We start from the raw sequence: 20,665 nt of genomic DNA, 5'->3' as shown, positions 1-20,665 counted from the left end.
CGTTGAGGATATTGTTTGCGTTCTACGCTTCCAGCTTCTGACGATCGGCCATGTCCATCAGTACACGATCGCGCGCCTTGTCGATGCCCAGCTCCTTGCGCTTCTTGTCGATGTGGGCGATCATCAATTGGGCGTGCTTGATCGGATCGGTTTCCAGGTCCCACTTGCCGCCGTAGAGTTTCTCCAGTTCGTTGGCCAGGTAGTTGTGGAACACCGGGGCACCCGAGGTGGGCAGGGTGACGCCGAACACCGTGTAGACGCCCGAGGCGACGAAGTAGTGACCGATGCTGATGGCCTTCTCGCTCATCCACTCGGGGGCGCTGCCGGCCGCCGGCAAATCGCAGATGTCCTTGCCCAGACCGCCGGCCTTGACCACTTCAGTGGCCGCCAGCAGGATGCGGCTGTTGTCCACGCAGGAGCCCAGGTGCAGCACGGGCGGAATACCCACGGTTTCACACACTTCGCGCAGGCCGGGACCGCAGTAGACCATGGCGCTTTCCGGCGTCAGCAACCCTTCCATGGCGCAGGCGATGCCGTTGCATCCGGTGGTCAGCACGATCACGTCGTTCTTGATCAGCTCCTTGACCACCTGGATGTGGGCCTCGTTGTGACGGGTGCGGGCGTTGTTGCAGCCCACCACACCGGCGATGCCGCGGATGCGGCCGTTGATGATGTTGTCGTTGAGGGTATAGTAGGTGCCGCGGAAGGTGCCGCCCAGGTGATACTGGATGGACTCCACGCCGAAACCGGCGATCTGGGTGGCCTTCTGGCGCGGGATCATCACCTCCTGGCCCCGGTTCTGGAAGTTGTCGATGGCGAGCTTGACGATCCGCTCGGCATCTTCCAGGGCGTGGTGTTCGTCGAACTCGATGTGCAGCACGTTGTCCTGCTCCATCTTGGCGATGGGGTGGGTGGTGATCAGTTTGGTATGGAAGCACTTGGCCACGTTGGCCAGGTTCTGGAAAATACACTGTATGTCCACCACCATGGCGTCGCAGGCGCCGGTGATAATGGCCAACTCCTGTTGCAGGAAGGTGCCTGCCGGCGGCACGCCGTGGCGCTGCAGAATTTCATTGGCCGTGCAGCAGATGCCGCTCAGCTGGATGCCCTTGGCGCCCTTGGACTTGGCGTATTCGAGAATGTCCTTGCGCTGGGAGACCGCCACGATGATTTCGGAGAGCACCGGCTCGTGGCCGTGGATGACGATGTTGACATGGTCTTCCTTCATCACGCCCAGGTTGGCTTCGGACTGCAGGGGGTAGGGGGTGCCGAACAGGATGTCCTGCAGGTCGGTGGCCAGCATGGAGCCGCCCCAGCCGTCGGCCAGGGCCGCACGGGTGCCTTGCTTGATCAGGTTCTTGTAGTCCTGGTCCACGCCCATGTGGGTGCGGTGCATGATTTCCACGATTTCGCGGTCGATGTTGCGCGGCTTGACACCGGTCTTGGACCACTTTTCGTACAGCGGTTGGGGCGCCCGCTTCAGATAGAGCAGTTCGCCTTCAGGCTTGCCCCATTCGTTCATGGCGATTTTGGCCACCTCCAGGGCGACTTCGTCAAGGTCGCGGTCCCGGGTCTCGCCGTCCACTTCCACCGTGGTGCTCACGCCCAGCTCCTTGGCCACGGCCACCAACTTGGTGGTGTCCTTGATCTTGTAGGCGTCGGTCTCCTTGCGGGCGGCCGACATGAACACCTCGGCCACGCTGCGGCCATGGTCGGAGTGGGCCGAGGCGCCGCCGGCGATCATGCGGATGAAGTTACGCGCGGCGATGGTGTTGGCGGTGGCGCCGCACAACCCCTTGCGGGTGTCCTCGCCTTCGATGCCGCCCTTGGGCAGCGGCAGGCGGCAGGGGCCCATGGAGCAGTTTTTACAGCAGATGCCCTGGGTGCCGATGTTGCAAGGTTTCATCTGTACGGCCCGGTCGAACACCGTGTCGATGCCCAGCTCCTGGGCGCGGGCGATCATTTGTTGGGTGGCGACATCCATCGACGCGGCCACGGGATCGGCGACTTTCGCGGCTTTCTCTTCCGCTTTATCCTTAACTTTGCTTACGATTGCCATTAGAGGTTCCTCCTCGATTGTATGGACAGGCGCATCTGCGCGGGGCCGATCAGGCCACGCGGCGGTGGATGCGATCCAGTTGGCTGATCATTTTGTCAAGCGCGTCCAGTTGGACGGTGGCCGGCGTTTTGGCGACGGCCTCTTCCGATTCGGCGGTTTTGCGCTGGGCGGCCAATTTTTGGCGTTCGGCGGCCCGCTTCTGACGCAGGGCGTCTTCCTCGGCCTCCCGCTTCTGGGCTTCGGCCTTGGCTTTGGCATCCGCATCGGCCTTGGCCTTGGCTTCGGCATCGGCCTTGGCCTTGGCTTCCGCTTCGGCCTTGGCTTTTGCATCGGCCTCGGCTTTGGCCTTGGCATCGGCATCGGCTTTCGCCTTGGCATCGGCATCGGCCTTGGCTTTGGCTTCGGCGTCCGCCTGGGCCTGGGCCGGATCCACCGCCGGGGCGGCGGCCGGTTTCGGCGCTTCCGCCGGTTTGGGTGCTGCCGCCGCGGGAGCGGCCGGTTTGGCGGCGGCGGGGGCGGCCTTGGGCGCTTCGGCCTTGGGGGCCTCTTTTTTGGCCGGGGCCGGTTTTGCCGCTTTTTCTTCCTCGATGGTCAGGTCGGGCGCGGGGGCCAGGGCGGCCAGATCCACCGGCTTGGCACCGAGGGCCTTTTCGACGGCCGCCACCTGGTTGGCGCTGCCGCCGTCGGCCATCAGGTCGATGTAGCTCTTGACCAGACGGATCGCTTCGGGGTGGCGCATGATCAAAATGTCGCTGCCGGCCAACAGGTAGGTTACGGCGGCCACGGCCTCCATCAGGACGCCCCGCTTTTCCGGGTCGCCCAGGGTGGGGGCTTCATCGGCCGATAGTTTGGCCTCCTTGCATTTCCACACTTCGTTGGCCAGGTTGTTGACGATGGGCAGCTGCAGTTTGTCGTCACCCTGAGCCAGGGCCGCCATGCGCAAACGCTCCATGACGGAGTAGGTGTATTCCAGGCCGTAGCCCAACCCACCGGTGGTGGGGTCGATCATCACCTTTTCCATGGGGACGCCCAGGTTTTCCAGCAGGATGTTGACCTGTTTGGCCAGGTTGACGTCGATGGGCGAGGAGGAGATCACGGTGTGGCCGTAAGCCATGGCCGCGGCACCGATGCCCTTGTGGTTCTTGTCCTCCACCGGTCCGATGATCAGGTTGGCCCCCTGGTGATCCTCCGCGATCTGTTTGAGGGTCTGCTCATCCTTGGCCGGGTTGGCCACGCCCCAGACCACCAAGGGCACGTTGATGGCGGCCAGCACATTTTTCACCGTTGCCGACGCATCCTTGGGGGATGCATCCTGGGCGTTGGGGTCGGTGCTCTTGAGTTGCAGCACGATCATATCGGCGCCGTATTGTTCGACGCATTTTTTGGCCCAGGCGGCGGGGTCGCCCGCGACATCCTTGAAAGGCGCCAGGGCCGCTTCCGCCCAATCCTCCGGCTGGATGTCCCACACTTCCATCGCAATGCGCGGTTTGTGGGGCATTTCGCCTTCGAACAGGTAAAACGGGTAGCTGGTTTCACCGCCGACGGTCACGGCCTTGTCACCTTTGCCCAAGGTGACTTCGTGAACATTGCCGGTATAACTTTCTTTGTAGAATTCGAAAGCCAATGTTACCTCCTTAAATGAGATACCGGTTAAAGGTTGCAGTCCGACAAGATGGTAACTGCTTTAAGTTGTAAGTGTTGCGGGTTCATGTGCTGCAGGTCGCCGATTCATTTGGGGTTGACAAAATCTTGTCCGGCCAGTATCGCAGGTGCCCCGTCCGGGGCGCGGCGGGTCATCCCGGAGGGGGTGGCCGTGTCGCACGAATGACGCGGTCACGAAAACAGAAGGCCGCGTCGGGGTCGGATGGCGTCCAAGCAGACCCATCGCCTCAAGGTGTAGGTTGTGATTCCTCCTTTCCATGCTTGCGGTGGTATTTGATACTGTTTCGATTTTTAATAAATTCAACATATTAAATTGTATTCAGGTGCTGATATCGAACCAAGGGACCACATTAATATAGAGGGCTTTTTTTTGTCAATAGTTATAGGGTGCTATTAAGGTAAAAGCGGAGAATAAAACCATGTTCCCGAATCTCAGTGATCCATATTGGCTCGGCGCCGTTTTCGGCGGCTGCCTCATGGGCGCCTTGGTGGCGGGTTTGGTGGTGCGCAGCCGGTTGCGGGTAGCCTGGCGGCGGCAGCTGCACCGCGACGCCAGGGCCCTGGATGTGCTGGAGGAACGCTTGGCGACGGCCCAAAATTACGTCCTCGATTTGCGGGAACGGTTAACGGAGCGGCAAGAGGCGGTCGACCAGTGGCAGGAGCGGTGCAACGCCTTGCGAGTGCGGGTGGCCGAGCTGGAAACCGTGCTGGACCAGGAGCGCAAGCAGGGCGAGGAAAAATTGGCCTTGTTGCAGGATGCCCGCAAACAGCTGCAAAGCGAATTCCAGGTACTGGCGCAACGGATATTCGAGGAAAAGGGCGGGCAGCTGGTGGAGCGGCACCAAACGGCTTTCCACCACCTGATCGATCCGCTGCGGGACCAGATCGAGCGTTTCAAACGCCGGGTCGAGGATGTGTACGACAAGGAGACCCGCGACCGTGTCGCCCTGCAGGCCGAAATCCAAAACCTGAAATCGCTCAACCAACGGATCGGGCAGGAGGCGCTCAACCTGACCCGGGCCTTGAAGGGCGACAGCAAAACACGGGGCAACTGGGGCGAAGTGGTGCTGGCCCGGGTATTGGAAGCCGCGGGTTTGCAAAAGGGTCGGGAGTTCGATACACAGGTCGCCCTGCGGGATCGTGATGGGCGACGGTTCATACCCGATGCCGTTGTGCGATTGCCCGAGGGCCGGGATGTGGTGATCGACGCCAAGGTGTCGCTCAATAGCTACGAAGCCTATCAGCGGTCCGAGACCGCGGCGGAGCGGGAGCTGCACCTGGAGCGCCACGTCCAATCCTTGCGCCGTCACATCCAATCCCTGGCCGCGAAAAATTATACCGACTTGGAGGGTCTGTTCAGTCCTGATTTCGCCTTGATGTTCGTGCCCATCGAAGCCGCTTTTCTGGCTGCCGTGGAAAAGGATGGGACGTTGTTCACCGAGGCGCTGGAAAACAACGTCGTGGTGGTCACCCCTTCCACGCTGCTGGTTACCTTGCGGGTCATTGCGCACATGTGGCGCCAAGTGTACCAGAGTCGCCATGCATTGGAGATTGCCCGGAGAGCCGGCGCATTGTATGACAAATTCGTGGGGTTTGTCGAAGCGCTGCAGGAGGTGGGACAGATGCTCGATCGCGCCCGCGGTGCCTATCACACCGCCCATGACCGTCTGGTCAGCGGCAACGGCAATCTGGTCCGGCGTACCGAGGCGCTCAAAGCGTTGGGTGCCAAAGCGGCCAAATCCCTGCCGCCCTCGCTTGTCGAAAAGGCGGGGGAGGCGCGCAGCGATGCCGATACCGATGAATAAAGCATGTTACCCTTTCCGGAGCCTGATTCAATCCCGACCCGATATCGACCACTAAAAAAGGAGTGCAAACAACCGATATGAGCAACACCAGTCGTCTTGCCAATACCAAAAGCCGTTTGGAGGTTCGCAATGCCCGTCTGAGCGATGTGCCGGCCATCTGTGATTTGACCGAACGGGTCTATGCCGACACCGTCATGAAGGGGTACACCCAAGGCGCCGTGAGAGGTCAGATCAACAACTTTCCCGAAGGCCAGTTTGTGATTGTCGTGGGTTCCAAAGTGGTGGGTTACTGCGTCACCTTCATGGTGGACGGGCGACGGGCGCTCAAGGCCCACACCTGGGCGGCGATCACCGGCAACGGTTATGCCGCCAACCACGACCCGGAAGGGGACTGGCTTTACGGTATGGAGGTGTGTGTCGACCCCGATTACCGGGGCTACCGCCTGGGCCAGCGACTCTACAACGCGCGCAAAAAGCTGTGTCAGGAAAAGGGGCTCAAGGGGATTGTTTTCGCCGGGCGCTTGCCCACCCTCTCCAAGCGCATCAAGAAATTCGGCAGCGTCGAAAACTACATCGAACAGGTGCAAAATAAAAAGGCGCGCGATCCGGTGCTCTCTTTCCAACTGCACAACGGTTTCGAAGTGATCGGTGTGATCAAAGGCTACCTGCCCGAAGACCATCACTCCATGGGGTATGGCATCCACATGGTGTGGCGCAATCCCAAGGTGGGGGAGGGGGATTCCTCGGTGCGCAAGAAGGCCTACGGCGGCCGGTTGCCCGACACGGTGCGCATCGGGACGGTGCAATACAAACAGCGCCGGGTGCGCTCCTTCGAGGAGTTTGTCAGTTTCGTGGCCTACTTCGTGGATGTGGTGGCCGAGTACAAGGGGGACTTCGTGGTGTTTCCCGAGATGTTGACCCTGCAGTTGCTCTCCATCGAGGATCAGGAACTGACGCCGGCCGAGTCCATCGAGGCCTTGACCAAATACACGCCCCGTTTCAAGGAGGCCTTGCGCGACATGGCCTTGCGGTACAACATCAATATCATCGCAGGGTCTCATCCCACCAGGGTCGATGCCGGCCGCGTGGAGAACATTTCCTATGTCTTTTTGCGGGATGGCTCGATTCATCAGCAGACCAAGATTCACCCCACCCCCAATGAGGATTACTGGTGGAACATCGAAGGGGGCGAGAGTCTGAATGCCATCCTGACCGACTGCGGCCCCATCGGGGTGCTGATCTGCTATGACGCCGAATTCCCCGAACTGGTGCGCCATCTGGTGGATCAAGGCATCCAGATCCTGTTTGTCCCCTTTTGCACCGATGAACGCCAGAGCTATCTGCGGGTGCGCTACTGTTGCCAGGCAAGGGCCGTGGAAAACCAGATCTATGTGGTGATGTCGGGCAACGTGGGCAATTTGCCCAATGTGGCCAACATGGACATCCAGTACGCCCAGAGCTGCATTCTCACCCCTTGCGATTTTCCCTTTGCGCGGGACGGCATCGCCGCCGACACGACCCCCAACGTGGAGACCGTGGCCATCGCCGATGTACGGCCCAACACGCTCATGGCGGCCCGCAACAGCGGTACGGTGAAGAACCTGCGCGACCGGCGCCACGATTTGTACCATCTCCATTGGACGGGGCAATAACAGCGGCTGGTGCAACCGCAAACGGCGGGATCAAGCGTGCTGAGGCGGCACCTTCGTTGTGCGTGACCGAATGAAGGGTTCAGGAATGAAAAACGACAAAGCTTGCAATTTGTGGAAGGCGTTATGACGGGTGGTGATTGGCGATCGGTCCAGGCGCGCAAATCGTTGGATCGCATTCTGCCGGAAATGGAGGCGGGGTTCGCATCCGCGCCGGGCGTGCACGGGGACCGATGGGAAGCATTCAAGGCGCGCCTGGAGCGGGAATGGCCGCGTCTGTTCAAGGATCTGCACGCGCTCTACGGTTGGCAGTACGACTTTTTCTACACCTTGATCCGGGTGGTGCGACTCGCCATGCAGGCCTGGATGGAGCGATCCGATGAACTCAAAGCGTTGGACGCCCGGCGGGAGGCCGACCCTGAATGGTACCTCTCCCACGAGATTTGCGGTGCGGTTCTGTACGTGGATCTGTTCAGCGAAAACCTTGCCAAACTCAAGGAACACGTTGTCTATTTCAAGAAGCTGGGCATCAACTATCTGCACCTGATGCCCCTGTTCGCCGTACCGGTGGGGGACAACGACGGCGGCTACGCCGTGAGCGACTACCGTGCCATCAACCCGGCCATCGGCACCATGGCGGAACTCAACGCCCTGGCGGCCACCCTGCGCGCGGAAGGCATCAGCCTGGTGCTGGATTTCGTGTTCAACCACACCGCCGATGAACACATCTGGGCGCGCAGGGCCAAGGCGGGGGATCCCGACTACCAGGCCTATTATTGGACCTTCCCCGACCGCACCCTGCCCGATCAGTTTCAGCGTCATTTGCGGGACATCTTCCCCTCGGTGCGACGGGGCAGTTTCACCTGGTCCGAAGAGATGCAGCGCTGGGTCTGGACCACCTTCAACAGTTTCCAGTGGGACCTGAACTATGCCAACCCGAAAGTGTTCCGTGCCATGGCCGAAGAGATGCTCTTTCTGGCCAACCAGGGAGTCGACATCTTCCGACTGGATGCGGTGGCCTTCATCTGGAAACAGTTGGGCACCGATTGCGAAAACCAACCCGAAGCCCACACCTTGATAAGCGCATTCAACGCCCTGATGCAAATCGTCGCGCCGGGGGTGCGCTTCAAGTCCGAGGCCATCGTCCACCCCGACGATGTGCTGTCCTACATCCACCCCCATCAATGTCAATTGTCCTACAACCCGATGCTCATGGCCTTGCTCTGGGAGGCGCTGGCCACCCGGGAGGTCAAGCTGTTGGTGCACGCCATGCGGCACCGCAGCCGCATTCCCGAAGGCTGCTCGTGGGTCAACTACCTGCGCTGTCACGACGACATCGGCTGGACCTTCGCCGACGAGGATGCGCGCGCCGTGGGCATCGATCCGGCGGGCCACCGCCGCTTTCTCAACGACTTCTACACCGGTCGTTTCCCGGGTTCCTTCGCCCGCGGGGTGCCGTTTCAATTCAACCCGGAAAATGGCGATGTGCGGGTCTCCGGCACCCTGTCTTCCTTGGCCGGACTGGAGAACGCCATTGAACAGGAAGAGCCGGAGTGGATCGAACTGGCCGTGCGCCGCATCAATCTGCTGCGCAGCATCATCGTCAGTGCCGGCGGCATTCCCCTGTTGTACCTGGGCGACGAGTGGGGCATGCTCAACGACTACACTTTCCTGACCGATCCGGCCAAAGCCAATGACAGCCGCTGGGTGCACCGTTGCCGCCACCGCTGGGAAGCCCGGGACGATCTGGCCGACAGCGACACTTTGGAGTGGCGCTTCTATCACGAAATGGTCAACCTCTTTAAAAAACGCAAAGCGATCCCGGCCTTTTACAATGGCGGCATGGAGGTGGTGGACAGCCGCAATGCCCATGTGTTTGCTTACGTTCGCGCCCATGGCGCCCAGAAAGTGTTGGTGGTCTGCAATTTTTCCGAAGATACCCAAACCCTTGAAAGCGAGTGGCTCGCCGCATTCGGAGCCCCGGACGAGGTGGCCGATCTGCTCAATGATGAGCGCGTGGCGGCGGGGCAACCGATCCTTCTGGAAGGATACCGGGCCAGGTGGTTGGCGCTGAAGGGATAGGTGGTTCTCGAACCGTGGTCAAGACGAGCGGTTTTCAAGCTCCTCGGCGGCGGCGGCCTTGACATCGGCGGCAAAATCACCGTCTGCGATGGCTTGCAGGCAACGCCGGGCGGCGCTGTCATCGATCTGCCCCAGTACCTGCACCACATCCCCCTGCACCCGGGGAAGCAGTCGGTCGAATTGCCGTCGGAGCGGGGCGATCAAACTGACGGCCAATGACGGCATTGCTTCGACCAGGTACTCCACCACCACCATGGCGCCCAGGCGCACCGACCAGCGTTCGTGGGTCAGCAACGGCAGCAGGGACGGGAAGATCGACCCGTGATCGATCATCATGGCCGCGGCGCGGGGTGCTTCGCCGGCTTCCAGGAGTTGGCGCAAACCGCTGACCGATAGGCGGGCGGGGTCGCGTCGGAGGCATTGGCGGATCACATCGGGCAGGTCGATGGCGCCGCTCCAGCGCATTTGCCCGTCAAGGAGCAGCGTGGGGACGGCGCGAATGCCGTGAGCGGCGGCTTGATCGGCGAAGAGGTGCCCGTCCACCACGGCCAGGCGAATCTTGGGCGTGGCGGCGCACAGTCGGACCAAACGATCGGCCTCCCGCGGGCAATGGGGGCACTGCATGGCGATGAAAAGGGTCAGCTCAACGGGCAGCGCCATGCGATCCCGCCAATCCTTCAAGTCCGGGGGCAGGTCCCCGGTCCCGCCGCCTGCGCCTTCCAAACCCGTGAGAAAAGGGGGCAATTCCGCTCCTTCAGGCACCGCCTGATAGGCGATGTTGCGGTGGCGGCCGATGATCAGGGCCGGCGCGCGGAAGGGGTCGTTGTCGCCAGTGGCGATCCGCAGATCGGGTATCAACGTTTGGATTTCTGCGCAGAAGCGCTCCAGCCGCCGGTCGGCATCGCCCTCCGCCCGGGCCGCCGTGATGGTGACGGGGGTCGATTGCCGGGCGGCCCAAGCGCGGATGTTTTGTTCGTCGTTTGGATGCATGGCCTTCGCTTTCTGCTTTTGACAATGCAGACAACAACCCCTATGCTGTCGGCCGGGTGTTGTCAAGGATGGGCCGCAAGACGATGTAAAGCTTGAATCCTCTTCCACCGAGGGGAGGTTTTTGATCTCGGAAGGAGTTGCGTCGATGTTATTGCGCCGTTGGTCACTGGTATGGATTGTGGTGGCGACCTTTGCTCTTGGCTTGGGTGGGAATACAGTCGCAGCCGGGGTGCAGAACCGCATGATGCTGGCCGCCATCGATTTGCCGCCGGGATTTGCCATCGCGCTTTATGCCGACGAACTGCCCGGCGCCCGGTCCATGGCCGTCAGCCCCGGCGGTGTGCTCTTCGTGGGTACCCGGCAAAGCGGGCGGGTTTACGCCGTGGTGGACCAAAACGGCGACGGTCGGGCGGACCGGGTGCATATTTTGGCCGAAGAGCTGAACATGCCCAACGGGGTGGCCTTCATGGACGGTGATCTGTATGTGGCCGAGGTGGACCGCATATTGCGGTTCCGGCGCATTGAAAGTCACCTGGATCGGCCCCCGGCGCCCGAGGTGATCTTCGACCGGCTTCCCAAGGCAATGCTGCATGGCTGGCGCACCTTGCGCGCCGGCCCCGACGGCCGTCTATATGTGACCTTGAGCGCGCCGTGCGATGTGTGCAGGGAAGAGGGTGCCATGTTTGCCGCCATCGCGCGCCTCAATCGCGACGGCAGCGGTTTCGAGGTGGTGCTCCGTGGCGTGCGTCACAGCATGGGGATGGATTGGCACCCCGGGTCCCGCGCCCTTTGGTTCACCGACACCGCCCCCCGGCAAACGGACCCGGGGCCGGTTCCCGATGAGCTCAATCGCGCCGACGCAAGGGGGCTGCATTTCGGTTTTCCCCATTGCTACGGGGGCGTTCTTGCCGATCAGCACTTCGGCGGCGATCACGCCTGTTCCGAATTCACCGCGCCGGTATTGCGTCTGGATCCCGGTGTGAACGCCGCCGGCCTGCGTTTCTACAGAGGGCGCATGTTTCCTCCCGGCTACAACGGCCGGATCATGATTGCCGAGCAAGGTGCCTTGCAACATCCGGACAAATCCGGCTTCCGAATTATGCAGGTCACGCTGCGGGGCGAACAGGTGGTGGGTTACGACCTGTTCGCCAAAGGGTGGTTGCTGGGCGGCCTCGCCTGGGGGCGTCCCGTGGATGTGGAAATCATGGCGGACGGTAGCCTGCTGGTCTCCGACGACCTGAGGGGTGCGATCTATCGCATCACCTATTCGGCCGTGCGGCCGGAGGAAAGCGCCGATCGTCCCTGAACGACTTTCAGTCTTCCCCAAGCGGCGTTGTTTGTAAGGCGGAGGACGCGGGCCGGTTTCGATCCCCTAATCCCACGCTTTGCACCTCGATGCGCTCGCCGGAGATGCAAAAGCGGATGTTCAGATCCCACAGGGCCATGCCGAATGTCGCCGGGCGGGTCGCATCCCGGTAGGCCGGTCGGGGATCGTGGTGCAACAGAGCGGTGATCAACCCCTTCAGATTGCCGTGGCGCCCTTGACCGAGGGTCTGGCAGGCCGCCGCCGCCGCTGGCGTGAACACGACGGTGCGCCGGGAGGGGGGTGCCTCCTGGGCGTATCCGCCTCGAGCGCGGGGGATATGGTCCGCATACGGCAGATAAGGTTTGATGTCCAGTACCGGCGTGCCGTCCAGCAGGTCGATACCGCCGAGACGCAGCCAGGTCTTGCCGTCGCGGCGTTCCACGCCCAGAAGAGACACCGCCGATTGGCCGATGGGATTGGGGCGAAAGCCGGAGCGACTGGCAAAAACGCCCACCCGGCGATTGCCGCCCAGCCGCGGGGGGCGCACCGTGGCCTTCCAGGCGTGCCCCAGGCAGCGATGAAAGACAAACAGGACCCAGATGTGGGAGAAGCCCTCCAATTCCCTGAGGGCTTCTTTCCGGTCGAAGGACGAAAAAAGTTCAATGGCGCCCTGCGCTTCCTCGACCAGACCGGCCTGGCGGGGAATACCGAACTTCTCCGGAAAACAGGAGTGGATGCGCCCGATGGCTTCAAAAACAAAACGGCTCTTGGAATGGATTGTTTGCTTCAATGCGGAATGCTCCATTGACTCTCCCCTTGCGCTCTGCTAATCCACGCTGAAGGCTTCACGGCTTTGCCGATGAATACAAAAGAGGTGGTATGATCCAGGCTCCTCCCTATCTGATGGAAAACGAGGCGGAGATCGAACGGTTGGAAATGAAGACCGATGTCGCCGTCGTACAACAACAAGCCGTGTGGGCGGGGATCGCCCCCGGCATGCGGGTGGCCGATATCGGTTGCGGGGCGGGCGTGACCACCCGTGCCCTGTTCGATTTGGTGCAGCCCGGCGGAACGGTGGTGGGATTGGATGTGTCGGCGGAGCGCATCGCCCACGCGCAAAACACCTACGGCGCGGAGGGTCTCACCTTTGAATGCTGCAATGTCTTGGAGCCCCTGTGCCATCTCGCGCCCTTCGATTTTGTGTGGGTGCGTTTCTTTCTGGAATACCACGGCCGTCGTGCCTTCGACATCGTGGCACGCCTGGCCGAGTGCCTCAAGCCCGGCGGCATCCTCTGTCTGATCGATCTGGATCACAACTGCCTCAACCATTATGCCATGCCCGATCACCTGTCGGCGGCGCTGCATGGTATCATGCAGAAGCTGGCGGAGGAAGCCGATTTCGATCCCCGCATCGGCATCAAACTCTACTCTTTTCTCTATGATTTGGGATTTGAAGCCATCGATGTCGCCCTGGCCGCGCACCACTTGATCCACGGGCCGCTGAACGAGGTGGACCGTTTCAACTGGACCAAGAAGCTGGAAGTGGCCGTAGGACGGTCCGGCTATCCCTTCGAATGTTATCCGGGAGGGTACGAAGGGTTCGTGGCCGATTTTCAAAATTTCTTCGCCCAACCGCGCCGGTTCACCTACACACCGCTGATCGCCTGCCGTGGACGCAAGCCCTGCGGCGATCTCAGTGCTGGATGAATTTCAACAGGCGTTTGAGATAACGAAAGTAGTCGTCCAGGTTTTGGGTGTTGTAAGCCCAAAGGATATACCGCTTCTCGATTTCGATTCCCATCCTTCGTGCCGTATTTTCCGGGTAGAGCAGCACCGGAACGGCATCGGCTTCGTAGTAGCGCAGCAGATGGCCCACCACCGTTTCCAACAGCTCGCAATTCAGATAGAGATCGTCCACCACCAGCAGGGTGATGGCATTGGTCAGGTCGGACATGTTCAGGCCCAGGTCGGCCTGATTGACCATGATCACCACCCGCAGCTTGTCCCGGTACCGCAAGGCGAAGAGGTGCCGATCCCGCTTGAGTCCCATGCGGTTATAGATCGTTGCCAACTCACCGTTGTCTATTCGCTCGGGCGTCAGATGCAGGGCGTCGAGCATCAGTCCGCCGGAGTGTTGCTCGTAAAATGTGCGCAGATCGAGAAGATCCTCTTCGCGGACGGCTTCGATGGTCCAGTGGGCGGGTATGTCCTTGGCGATGCCGGGGTCGGCCCGGTGGTGAAAATAGATGAAGGTGTCCAGGGAACAGACCTTGGGCTGCTTGATGTTGCGGGCGGCGCCGCCGAACACCTGGGAGGGGAACTTGTTCTCGGGCCGATAGTAGCATAAGGCGTAATCCATTTTCATGGAGGAGAGCCGGTGGGAATCGTTGATAAAGCGACCCACTTGGTTCAACACGATCAATCCGCCGCGATGGTGGCTGCTGCGAATGGCGGCATGATGGTGGATCAGCCAGGAGGCTTCGTAAAAGCGCACGGTGGCCATGTGCGCCAGGATACGGCCGTTCTGCTGATAGATGAAATGACTGGCTACGCTTGGACTCTGATGGTACAGCTTCTCGTAGGTGGCCTTGACGGTCTGCTTGTTGGACTCCAGAAATTCATACTTTTGGGGATAGATGAAGCCTGTTTCAAAGAAGAAGTCCCACAGCGCCTCCAAGTCCACTTTGTTGCACACATAAGCGCGGGCGTCGTTGACTTGGTGCATCAGGGAGAGCAAACGAATGTGGTCTTCCACGGCGATGTCCAGCATGGCCAGGCCGCAGCGCACCATGGCGCATCGACTGCCCTGGTAGGGATGGCAATAGACCACCTGGGCCATACCCCGCAAAGCGGAACCATCGCTGAAGACCAGTTCCAAAGAGGGCAGGATCAAACCGGGAGTCAACACCGCCCGGTCGGCCTCTTCGTCCACCGCCAGACCCGAGCCGGACAGATCGTACACCTTGAGGTTGATGGTTTTGCCAAACAAGGGATGCTCGAACACCACATCCGGTGGCGGGGTCGGACGATGACGGGTGCTGCGAAATTCCCGCGGCGGGAAACGGCGGATCTGGCGTTGCAGCGGCGCCAAGGTGAAATGGCGCAGGTTCAGACCGCCATCATGGCGCACAATGCGGCACTGTCCCGAATAGAGGGTTTTGTTGCCCCGGGTGAAGACAATGGTGACCGGTTCCGCAGTTTCCAGCCAGCCGAAGGTCTGGGGCGGATGCACGCCCAGGGCGGCACGAAACTGGGTGGCGTTGAAATCCACCAGGTTGCCGTAGAAGGCCGCGCCGTTTTGAAAGAGATAAACGGCGATGTCCCTGCACGGATGGCGCTGCAGTTGGCGCGTACTGATTTCGCGGCAAGTTTCGGGAAGGGTGAAGACCACCTGCTCGGGTGTCAGCCCCTTGATTTCAGGGTGCACCTGGAGCATTTGCTGACCTTTCAGGACCTGCAGTTGATCGAAGCGGTAGTCTTCGATCAACTGGTCGAAGGGGACGGGGTCCGACCAGCGGCATACCAGCCGGGCGTCGCTGCACGGCAGTGGATGGGCTTTGAGTTTCAGCTCGCGGCCGTAGGTGCGGTGCCGGAACACCACCGTGACGGTGCGGTCCTGGAAGTTGATGTTGTTCAGCTTGTTGATCAGTTGCCGGCGGCTGATTTCCTTGTCGGCCGTTTCGGGCGAGGGCGTTTCGGGGGCGGTGTCGGGCCGCGTGATGTGGCCTTTCTCTTCAGGACCCACCTCGGTGTTGATGGGCGATGTTGGTCTGCTCCGCGGCACCCGCTCCATGTCCAACCTCGTTTTTATCTTTTACTTTGGTGGCTTACCACAGTTTCCGAGAGCAAGCAAGAAAGGATGCGGTCGCGAGCCCGAAGGTCGATGCACGGCGGTGTTGCGAAGGACCACCGTTGGTCCTGGTAGTGGGGTCGTTTGAAAGGTCTCATTCGGCCCGGTCTTCTTGCGGCGTGGCATTGCGGAAGGTGTGCGGGCCATCGCCGGCCATCTTTGCACGCTGCGCGCGGTACTCCGGTACCTCGATCATGGGGGGGCGCTCCACACCCTTGATGCGGACGATGTCCGGTTCGATCCGGTTGCCGACGATGGTGTATTGGATCATTTCGTCGTGGAGTCCGCCTTTCACATCGATCATGCCGAGCGCGATCTTTCGATGGATGAAGGTTTTCAATATGGCAAAGGCCATTTTGCCCAGCGCCTTGGTGTCCTGGTTACGGTGGATGCGCTTTTCCAGGTCCACCTGGCCGATCACTTCGAGTCCCCATTTTTGATAGATATCCAGAATCATGCTGGTTTCCACGCCATAACCGATGGGAAAAGGGATTTGTTCAAAAATGGCGCGGTAACCGGCATACTCTCCGGAGAGGGGCTGCAGAATCTGGGTCAGCTCGGGGAAAAAGAGGGAAAAGAGGGGGCGAATGACCAGTTCGGTGACCCGGCCGCCGCCGGTGGGGCGCAAGGTATGATCATCGGAGGCGATGGGCCGGTCGTAGAAAGCCTTGGTGTAACGGATCCGGTCGTCGAGCAGCAGGGGGCCGACCAGGCCGTATACAAAACGGTGGTGGATGTTTTTGATGTCGGCATCGAGGTAGACGATGATGTCGCCTCGAGTGACGAACAGTGCCTTCCACAGATTTTCTCCCTTGCCGGTGTAGCATTCCAGATGGGGCAGAATCTGCGCCGCTTTGTGGACATCTGCGCCGTAGGCCCTGGCGATGTCGCGGGTATGGTCCGTGGAGTCGGAGTCGATCACCACGATTTCGTCCACCAAAGGGAAGCGCGACATCAGCTCCGATTTGACGATGACGATCTCCTTGGCGATGGTCTTTTCTTCATTCAGGGTGGGCAGACACAAGGAGATGGACAACCCTTTGCGTCGTTTGGCTTCCACCAGGGCCTGCAGGTCGTTGAAATCGGCATAGTGGAAAGTGTTGGTGCGCATCCAGCGGCTATCCATCGCACGCTCCCTCGTCAATGGCCAGCAAGGTGCCGATGATTTGTGCAATGCCGGTGAACATCGGGGTGATGCGCATGGTGGCATCCACCTGTTGATAGTTGTCGCCGTGGGTGATGCCCAATGTGACGGCCGGGATGCCGCGCGCCAGGAAGATGGAGAGCTCCGATTCGCAGGGCTCGCTGAATGGCTCCAGGCCGAGGCCCTGCATGAGTGCCACCGAGCGCTTGACCAGGGGGTGGGTGTATTTCAGACGGGCCGCCCGCAGGTTGCTGACCGTTTCGATGGTCAGCCCGACTTCGTATTCATGGCGCAGGCCCGCCACGATGTCTTCCAGATCGGTGAAGATGTTCTTGACCAATTCGTCGGCATCGCTGTGGATCTCGAAACCAAGGCGGGCCTCGTGGGCGATCTGGCCATGTTTCAAGCCACCGTGGATGGTGCCCAGAATGATTTTGGCCCTTGGCTTCAATGGCAGGCGCAGGGCCAGGATCTGATTGATGACCTCGTTGATCACCAATATGGCGTTGGGCAGAAAGCGGTGGGGGCGCTCCTGGAGCGGGTCCACCCGGCAAACGATCTCACCGCGGATCATGCCGTCGGCGTAGTAGTTGAGGCGGCCCAGTTCGCCGCTTTCCATGCAGACCGCTCCCCGAATGGGTGTGGGCCAGGTTTGGAGCAGGTGGCGAATACCCCGCAGGTTGCCCTTGCCGATGGATTGGATCGCCCCGGCAAGCACCAGGTCCGATTCCAACCGTAGCGCCAGGCGGCGCAGGATTTCCGGCATGGAAAGCAGGATGCCGACCCCCAGGGCGTTGTCCAGCAGGCCGGCGCCGGTGATGGTCTCTTTGCGGATGGTGAAGTGGTGGTCCACTTCGTGGCCGAAAGGCGAGTCCATGCGGGCCACCAGAAAGATGGGTGCCCGGTTGCGGTTGGTGCCTTGGATCACCCCGATGGCGTTGTTGAAACCGTCTGTGGTGCATTCGTCCACCTGGAAGGAGGCCAAACGCTCCAGAAAGAAATCCACCCGCTCCTGTTCAGAGAAGGTGGGCGCGGGGATCTGGCCCACCAAGACCACATTGGCGATGATGGTGTCCATCATTTCCTGGATTTGCGCCACCCGTTCGGGCAGCTTGGGCGGGCGGTCGTCGTTCATGGGCGCTCCCGGCGGCCGGGTTTCGGTTTGCGGAGGGTGTGTCGTAAAAATAGAACGGAATGCGCTGAATGGTCAAGGGAGGATCACCTTGGGAAACCATGTTGCTCGCACGTATTGTGCCATCTGCAAAGCCGGCGGACGTGAACGACATCCGCCTCCAGCCGCCTCGGGGACATCAAGGATGCGCTATTGCGGTGCGGTGTAGTGCCGCACAATGGCCTCGCACAGTCCGTCGATGGTGAATGTTTCGGCGACGATGTCCACGGTGAAGCCCAGCTCCTTGGCCGTGGCGGCGGTGATGTCGCCGATGCAGGCCACCGTGACCCCTTTGAGCAGTTGCGCCAGCGGCGATTCCTTCGGTAGCAATGCCTTGAAGTTGCGGGCTGTCGAAGAGCTGGTGAAAGTGACCATGTCGATGGCACCCTTCTGCAGCAAGGCGATCATCTTTTCACTGTTTTCGGTACTTTGGAGGGTCTGGTAGGCAGTGACTTCATCGACTGCGGCGCCCATGCGCCGCAGTTCGTCCGGCAGTACGCTGCGCGCTTCTTTCGCGCGCGGGAGGAGGATATTGCAATTTTGGATGGATTGCCGGGCAAATGCCGCCACCACCGATTCGGCCTGGTAGGTATCCGGAAGGATGTCGGTATTAAGGCCCCGTTGCTTCAACCGTTCGGCGGTGGCCGGTCCGATGGCGGCGGTGCGCAGGTGGCCCAGGGCGCGCACATCCAGCCCCTTGCGGTCGAGGCGGTCGAAAAAGGCGTCGACGCCATTGACGCTGGTGAAGACGATCCAATGGTAACGGTCCAATTGGGCGATGGCCTGATCCAGGGGTTGCCAGCTGTCCGGGGCGGTTACCTGGATGGTGGGGCATTGCAGGCACTCGGCGCCCAGGGCGCTGAGACGCCGGATCAGATCGCTGGCCTGGGCGCGGGCGCGGGTGACGACGATGCGCTTGCCGAGCAGCGGCCGCCGCTCGAACCATTGCAGCTGTTCCCGCAGTCCCACCACCTCGCCGACGACAATGATCGCCGGTGCCTTGAGACCGGCGGCCCGCACCCGCTCCGCGATGTCGGCCAGGGTGCCGGTAACGGTTTGCTGTTGGGCGGTGGTGCCCCAGCGCACCAGGGCCACCGGGGTGTCCGGGCGGCGTCCGTTGGCCAGCAGACGGTCGACGATGTGGGGCAGGTTTTTAACCCCCATCAGAAAGACCAGGGTGCCGATGCCCTGCGCCAGGGCGCGCCAGTCGATATTGGATTGCTCCTTGGTCGGATCCTCGTGGCCTGTCACAAAGGCCACGGTGGCCGTGAAACGGCGATGGGTCAGGGGGATGCCGGCATAGGCCGGCGCGGCGATGGCCGATGTGACGCCCGGCACAATTTCAAAGGGGATGCCGGCGGCCACCAGCTCTTCCGCCTCTTCGCCGCCACGCCCGAAAATGAAAGGATCGCCCCCCTTGAGCCGGGTCACCGTCATGCCGGCACGGGCCTTTTCCACGATCAGCCGATTGATCTCCTCCTGGGCCAGAGTGTGGTCGCCGCCTTGCTTGCCGACGTAGATGCAGTGGCAATCGGGTCGGGCATGGTCGAGCAGCGCCTTGGCCGCTAGAAAATCGTAGATCAGCACATCCGCCCGGGCGATGCAGTCGGCCCCTTTGAGGGTCATCAGACCAGGGTCGCCGGGACCGGCGCCCACCAGAAACACCATTCCTGTAGAGGCCTTATCGGGCATGGGCTTGGAGCCTTTCCAGAATTTCACCGGCGCCGCGGTGCAAGAGGGTTTCGGCCAGTTGCCGCCCCAAAGCAGCAGCCTGGTCGGGTGCGCCCCGGTTGGTGGCACGCACCATGCGGGAGCCGTCCAGTTCAGCCACCAGGCCGGTCAATTGCAATTGATCGTTTTCCAATGTGGCGTGGCCGGCCAGGGGGATTTGGCAACCGCCTTCCAGGCGGTGCAGGAATGCCCGTTCGGCGGTGATGGCCACGTGGGTGGGGCGATGGTCCAGGGCGGCCAGCAGTTGTTTGGTCGCCCCGTCGTTGTTGCGCGCCTCGATGCACAAGGCGCCCTGGCCCACGGCAGGCAGCATGATATCGGGGGCGATATGGGCGGTGATGCGATCGGCCAAGCCGAGGCGGGTCAGACCGGCCGCCGCCAGAACGATGGCGTCCAGTTCCGTGGTTTCCAACTTCTTGAGGCGGGTGTCGACATTGCCGCGCAAGGGGTCGATGGTCAGGTCGGGGCGTTGGTGTAGCAGTTGCGCTCCCCGGCGCAGGCTGCTGGTGCCCACCCGTGCGCCTTGGGGCAGATCCGCCAGCGATGCATGGCGCAGGGAGATGAGGGCGTCCAAAGGATTTTCCCGGAGCGGCACGGCGGCGATGTGCAGCCCCTCCGGCAGGGCCGCCGGCATGTCCTTCATGCTGTGGACGGCCAAATCGATGCGGCCGTCCAGCAGGGCCTCCTCGATCTCTTTGACAAAGAGCCCTTTGCCGCCGACCTGGGCCAGCGGGACATCCAGGATCTTGTCCCCCTGGGTTTTGACGATCACCAGCTCAACGGTGGTGCCGGGCCACTGTTCCAGTATGGATTGCTGCACCCAGCGGGCCTGCCACAGGGCCAGTTGACTGCCGCGGGTGCCGATGCGCAACGCCTCGCCCATCAGTGACCGCAACCGGCACAGCTGGTGGCCGCGCATCCCCCGCAGGAGGATCCCGCGGAGGCGGAAACGGTCTGGCCGCCGGCCCCCTTGGAGACGAAGCCGCAACTGGACATCAGGCGGCACACCTTTTCGCTTTGGCAGGTGGGGCACTCCGGGCACTCCCGGCCCAGCACCAGTTGTTCGAACTCGTGGCCGCATTTTTCGCAGCGATATTCATAAATCGGCATGGTATGAGGTGCTCCTTGACATCAAAGGGTCCGCACGGACCTCCCCGTGCGCTTGAGATGCGAATTCATTTTTCGCAAGCCCTAAGATATAACGATTGTCGCCTCC

General features: G+C 61.3%; 15 protein-coding genes. 5 read left to right on the top strand and 10 right to left on the bottom strand.

All coding sequences use genetic code 11. The features are described 5' to 3' along the window. Positions 1-22: 22 nt before the first annotated feature. Together cooS and MRX98_RS08815 are read right to left on the bottom strand one after the other, a co-directional pair. Positions 23-2,059: an anaerobic carbon-monoxide dehydrogenase catalytic subunit gene (cooS, locus tag MRX98_RS08820; protein WP_246905750.1), complete on the bottom strand. Its 2,037-nt coding sequence runs from the start codon at positions 2,057-2,059 to the stop codon at positions 23-25. Positions 2,060-2,108: 49 nt separating this feature from the next. Further along, positions 2,109-3,683: an acetyl-CoA decarbonylase/synthase complex subunit delta gene (locus MRX98_RS08815; RefSeq protein ID WP_246905747.1), complete on the bottom strand. Its 1,575-nt coding sequence runs from the start codon at positions 3,681-3,683 to the stop codon at positions 2,109-2,111. 457 nt (positions 3,684-4,140) lie between these two features. Here MRX98_RS08815 and MRX98_RS08810 point away from each other — a divergent pair, with 457 nt between their 5' ends. The 3 genes from MRX98_RS08810 (at position 4,141) to MRX98_RS08800 (ending at position 9,257) form a co-directional block, all read left to right on the top strand. Then, positions 4,141-5,526, top strand: a complete 1,386-nt coding sequence (locus MRX98_RS08810; protein ID WP_246905744.1) for a DNA recombination protein RmuC — start codon at positions 4,141-4,143, stop codon at positions 5,524-5,526. A gap of 77 nt (positions 5,527-5,603) precedes the next feature. Then, positions 5,604-7,178, top strand: a complete 1,575-nt coding sequence (locus tag MRX98_RS08805) for a bifunctional GNAT family N-acetyltransferase/carbon-nitrogen hydrolase family protein (protein WP_246905741.1) — start codon at positions 5,604-5,606, stop codon at positions 7,176-7,178. 123 nt (positions 7,179-7,301) lie between these two features. After that, positions 7,302-9,257 carry an alpha-amylase family glycosyl hydrolase gene (locus MRX98_RS08800; protein ID WP_246905738.1) on the top strand — a complete coding sequence of 652 codons (1,956 nt, stop codon included), beginning with the start codon at positions 7,302-7,304 and terminating at the stop codon, positions 9,255-9,257. A gap of 18 nt (positions 9,258-9,275) precedes the next feature. Here MRX98_RS08800 and MRX98_RS08795 read toward each other — a convergent pair whose 3' ends face one another. After that, the gene (locus MRX98_RS08795; protein ID WP_246905736.1) at positions 9,276-10,247 is read right to left on the bottom strand and encodes a thioredoxin family protein; all 972 of its coding nucleotides are present in this window, start codon (positions 10,245-10,247) and stop codon (positions 9,276-9,278) included. A 145-nt stretch (positions 10,248-10,392) separates the two neighbouring features. On the opposite strand from MRX98_RS08795, the gene MRX98_RS08790 reads away from it, so the two are divergent. Next, positions 10,393-11,553, top strand: a complete 1,161-nt coding sequence (locus tag MRX98_RS08790) for a PQQ-dependent sugar dehydrogenase (RefSeq protein ID WP_246905733.1) — start codon at positions 10,393-10,395, stop codon at positions 11,551-11,553. 7 nt (positions 11,554-11,560) lie between these two features. Here MRX98_RS08790 and tsaA read toward each other — a convergent pair whose 3' ends face one another. Further along, positions 11,561-12,343: a tRNA (N6-threonylcarbamoyladenosine(37)-N6)-methyltransferase TrmO gene (gene tsaA / locus MRX98_RS08785; protein ID WP_246905730.1), complete on the bottom strand. Its 783-nt coding sequence runs from the start codon at positions 12,341-12,343 to the stop codon at positions 11,561-11,563. A gap of 89 nt (positions 12,344-12,432) precedes the next feature. Here tsaA and MRX98_RS08780 point away from each other — a divergent pair, with 89 nt between their 5' ends. Next, positions 12,433-13,260 carry a class I SAM-dependent methyltransferase gene (locus MRX98_RS08780; protein WP_246905728.1) on the top strand — a complete coding sequence of 276 codons (828 nt, stop codon included), beginning with the start codon at positions 12,433-12,435 and terminating at the stop codon, positions 13,258-13,260. Here MRX98_RS08780 and MRX98_RS08775 read toward each other — a convergent pair. The 6 genes from MRX98_RS08775 to MRX98_RS08750 all read right to left on the bottom strand — a co-directional run bounded on the left by MRX98_RS08775 (position 13,247) and on the right by MRX98_RS08750 (position 20,559). After that, a complete protein-coding gene (locus MRX98_RS08775) occupies positions 13,247-15,346 on the bottom strand; it encodes a hypothetical protein (protein ID WP_246905725.1) in 2,100 nt (699 codons plus the stop codon). The two genes, MRX98_RS08780 and MRX98_RS08775, sit on opposite strands and share 14 nt — an antisense overlap. 151 nt (positions 15,347-15,497) lie before the next feature. Beyond that, positions 15,498-16,529 (bottom strand): glucosyl-3-phosphoglycerate synthase, encoded by a 1,032-nt coding sequence (locus tag MRX98_RS08770; protein ID WP_246905722.1) that lies wholly within the window; start codon positions 16,527-16,529, stop codon positions 15,498-15,500. Then, the gene (locus MRX98_RS08765) at positions 16,522-17,682 is read right to left on the bottom strand and encodes a zinc-binding metallopeptidase family protein (RefSeq protein ID WP_246905719.1); all 1,161 of its coding nucleotides are present in this window, start codon (positions 17,680-17,682) and stop codon (positions 16,522-16,524) included. The genes MRX98_RS08770 and MRX98_RS08765 overlap by 8 nt, the downstream gene beginning before the upstream one ends. 186 nt (positions 17,683-17,868) lie before the next feature. Next, on the bottom strand, positions 17,869-19,410 hold the full coding sequence (gene cobA, locus MRX98_RS08760; protein ID WP_246905716.1) for a uroporphyrinogen-III C-methyltransferase: 1,542 nt from the start codon (positions 19,408-19,410) through the stop codon (positions 17,869-17,871). Then, the gene (gene hemC / locus MRX98_RS08755; RefSeq protein WP_343217740.1) at positions 19,400-20,368 is read right to left on the bottom strand and encodes a hydroxymethylbilane synthase; all 969 of its coding nucleotides are present in this window, start codon (positions 20,366-20,368) and stop codon (positions 19,400-19,402) included. The genes cobA and hemC overlap by 11 nt, the downstream gene beginning before the upstream one ends. After that, on the bottom strand, positions 20,332-20,559 hold the full coding sequence (locus tag MRX98_RS08750; RefSeq protein ID WP_246905714.1) for an FmdB family zinc ribbon protein: 228 nt from the start codon (positions 20,557-20,559) through the stop codon (positions 20,332-20,334). The genes hemC and MRX98_RS08750 overlap by 37 nt, the downstream gene beginning before the upstream one ends. Between the last annotated feature and the right edge of the window lie 106 nt (positions 20,560-20,665).

This window comes from Desulfatitalea alkaliphila, from assembly GCF_022968795.1.
Taxonomy (GTDB): domain Bacteria; phylum Desulfobacterota; class Desulfobacteria; order Desulfobacterales; family Desulfosarcinaceae; genus Desulfatitalea; species Desulfatitalea alkaliphila.
The sequence above is the reverse complement of the archived record's forward strand: the minus strand, read 5'-3'. Positions and strand labels throughout refer to the sequence as shown.

Excerpts from the sequence above, each read along its gene's own strand:
- cooS (WP_246905750.1), bottom strand. The coding sequence starts at position 2,059 with ATGGCAATCGTAAGCAAAGTTAAGGATAAAGCGGAAGAGAAAGCCGCG.
- MRX98_RS08810 (WP_246905744.1), top strand. The coding sequence starts at position 4,141 with ATGTTCCCGAATCTCAGTGATCCATATTGGCTCGGCGCCGTTTTCGGC.
- MRX98_RS08805 (WP_246905741.1), top strand. The coding sequence starts at position 5,604 with ATGAGCAACACCAGTCGTCTTGCCAATACCAAAAGCCGTTTGGAGGTT.
- MRX98_RS08800 (WP_246905738.1), top strand. The coding sequence starts at position 7,302 with ATGACGGGTGGTGATTGGCGATCGGTCCAGGCGCGCAAATCGTTGGAT.
- MRX98_RS08795 (WP_246905736.1), bottom strand. The coding sequence starts at position 10,247 with ATGCATCCAAACGACGAACAAAACATCCGCGCTTGGGCCGCCCGGCAA.
- MRX98_RS08790 (WP_246905733.1), top strand. The coding sequence starts at position 10,393 with ATGTTATTGCGCCGTTGGTCACTGGTATGGATTGTGGTGGCGACCTTT.
- MRX98_RS08780 (WP_246905728.1), top strand. The coding sequence starts at position 12,433 with ATGATCCAGGCTCCTCCCTATCTGATGGAAAACGAGGCGGAGATCGAA.
- MRX98_RS08775 (WP_246905725.1), bottom strand. The coding sequence starts at position 15,346 with ATGGAGCGGGTGCCGCGGAGCAGACCAACATCGCCCATCAACACCGAG.
- MRX98_RS08770 (WP_246905722.1), bottom strand. The coding sequence starts at position 16,529 with ATGGATAGCCGCTGGATGCGCACCAACACTTTCCACTATGCCGATTTC.
- MRX98_RS08765 (WP_246905719.1), bottom strand. The coding sequence starts at position 17,682 with ATGAACGACGACCGCCCGCCCAAGCTGCCCGAACGGGTGGCGCAAATC.
- cobA (WP_246905716.1), bottom strand. The coding sequence starts at position 19,410 with ATGCCCGATAAGGCCTCTACAGGAATGGTGTTTCTGGTGGGCGCCGGT.
- hemC (WP_343217740.1), bottom strand. The coding sequence starts at position 20,368 with ATGCGCGGCCACCAGCTGTGCCGGTTGCGGTCACTGATGGGCGAGGCG.
- MRX98_RS08750 (WP_246905714.1), bottom strand. The coding sequence starts at position 20,559 with ATGCCGATTTATGAATATCGCTGCGAAAAATGCGGCCACGAGTTCGAA.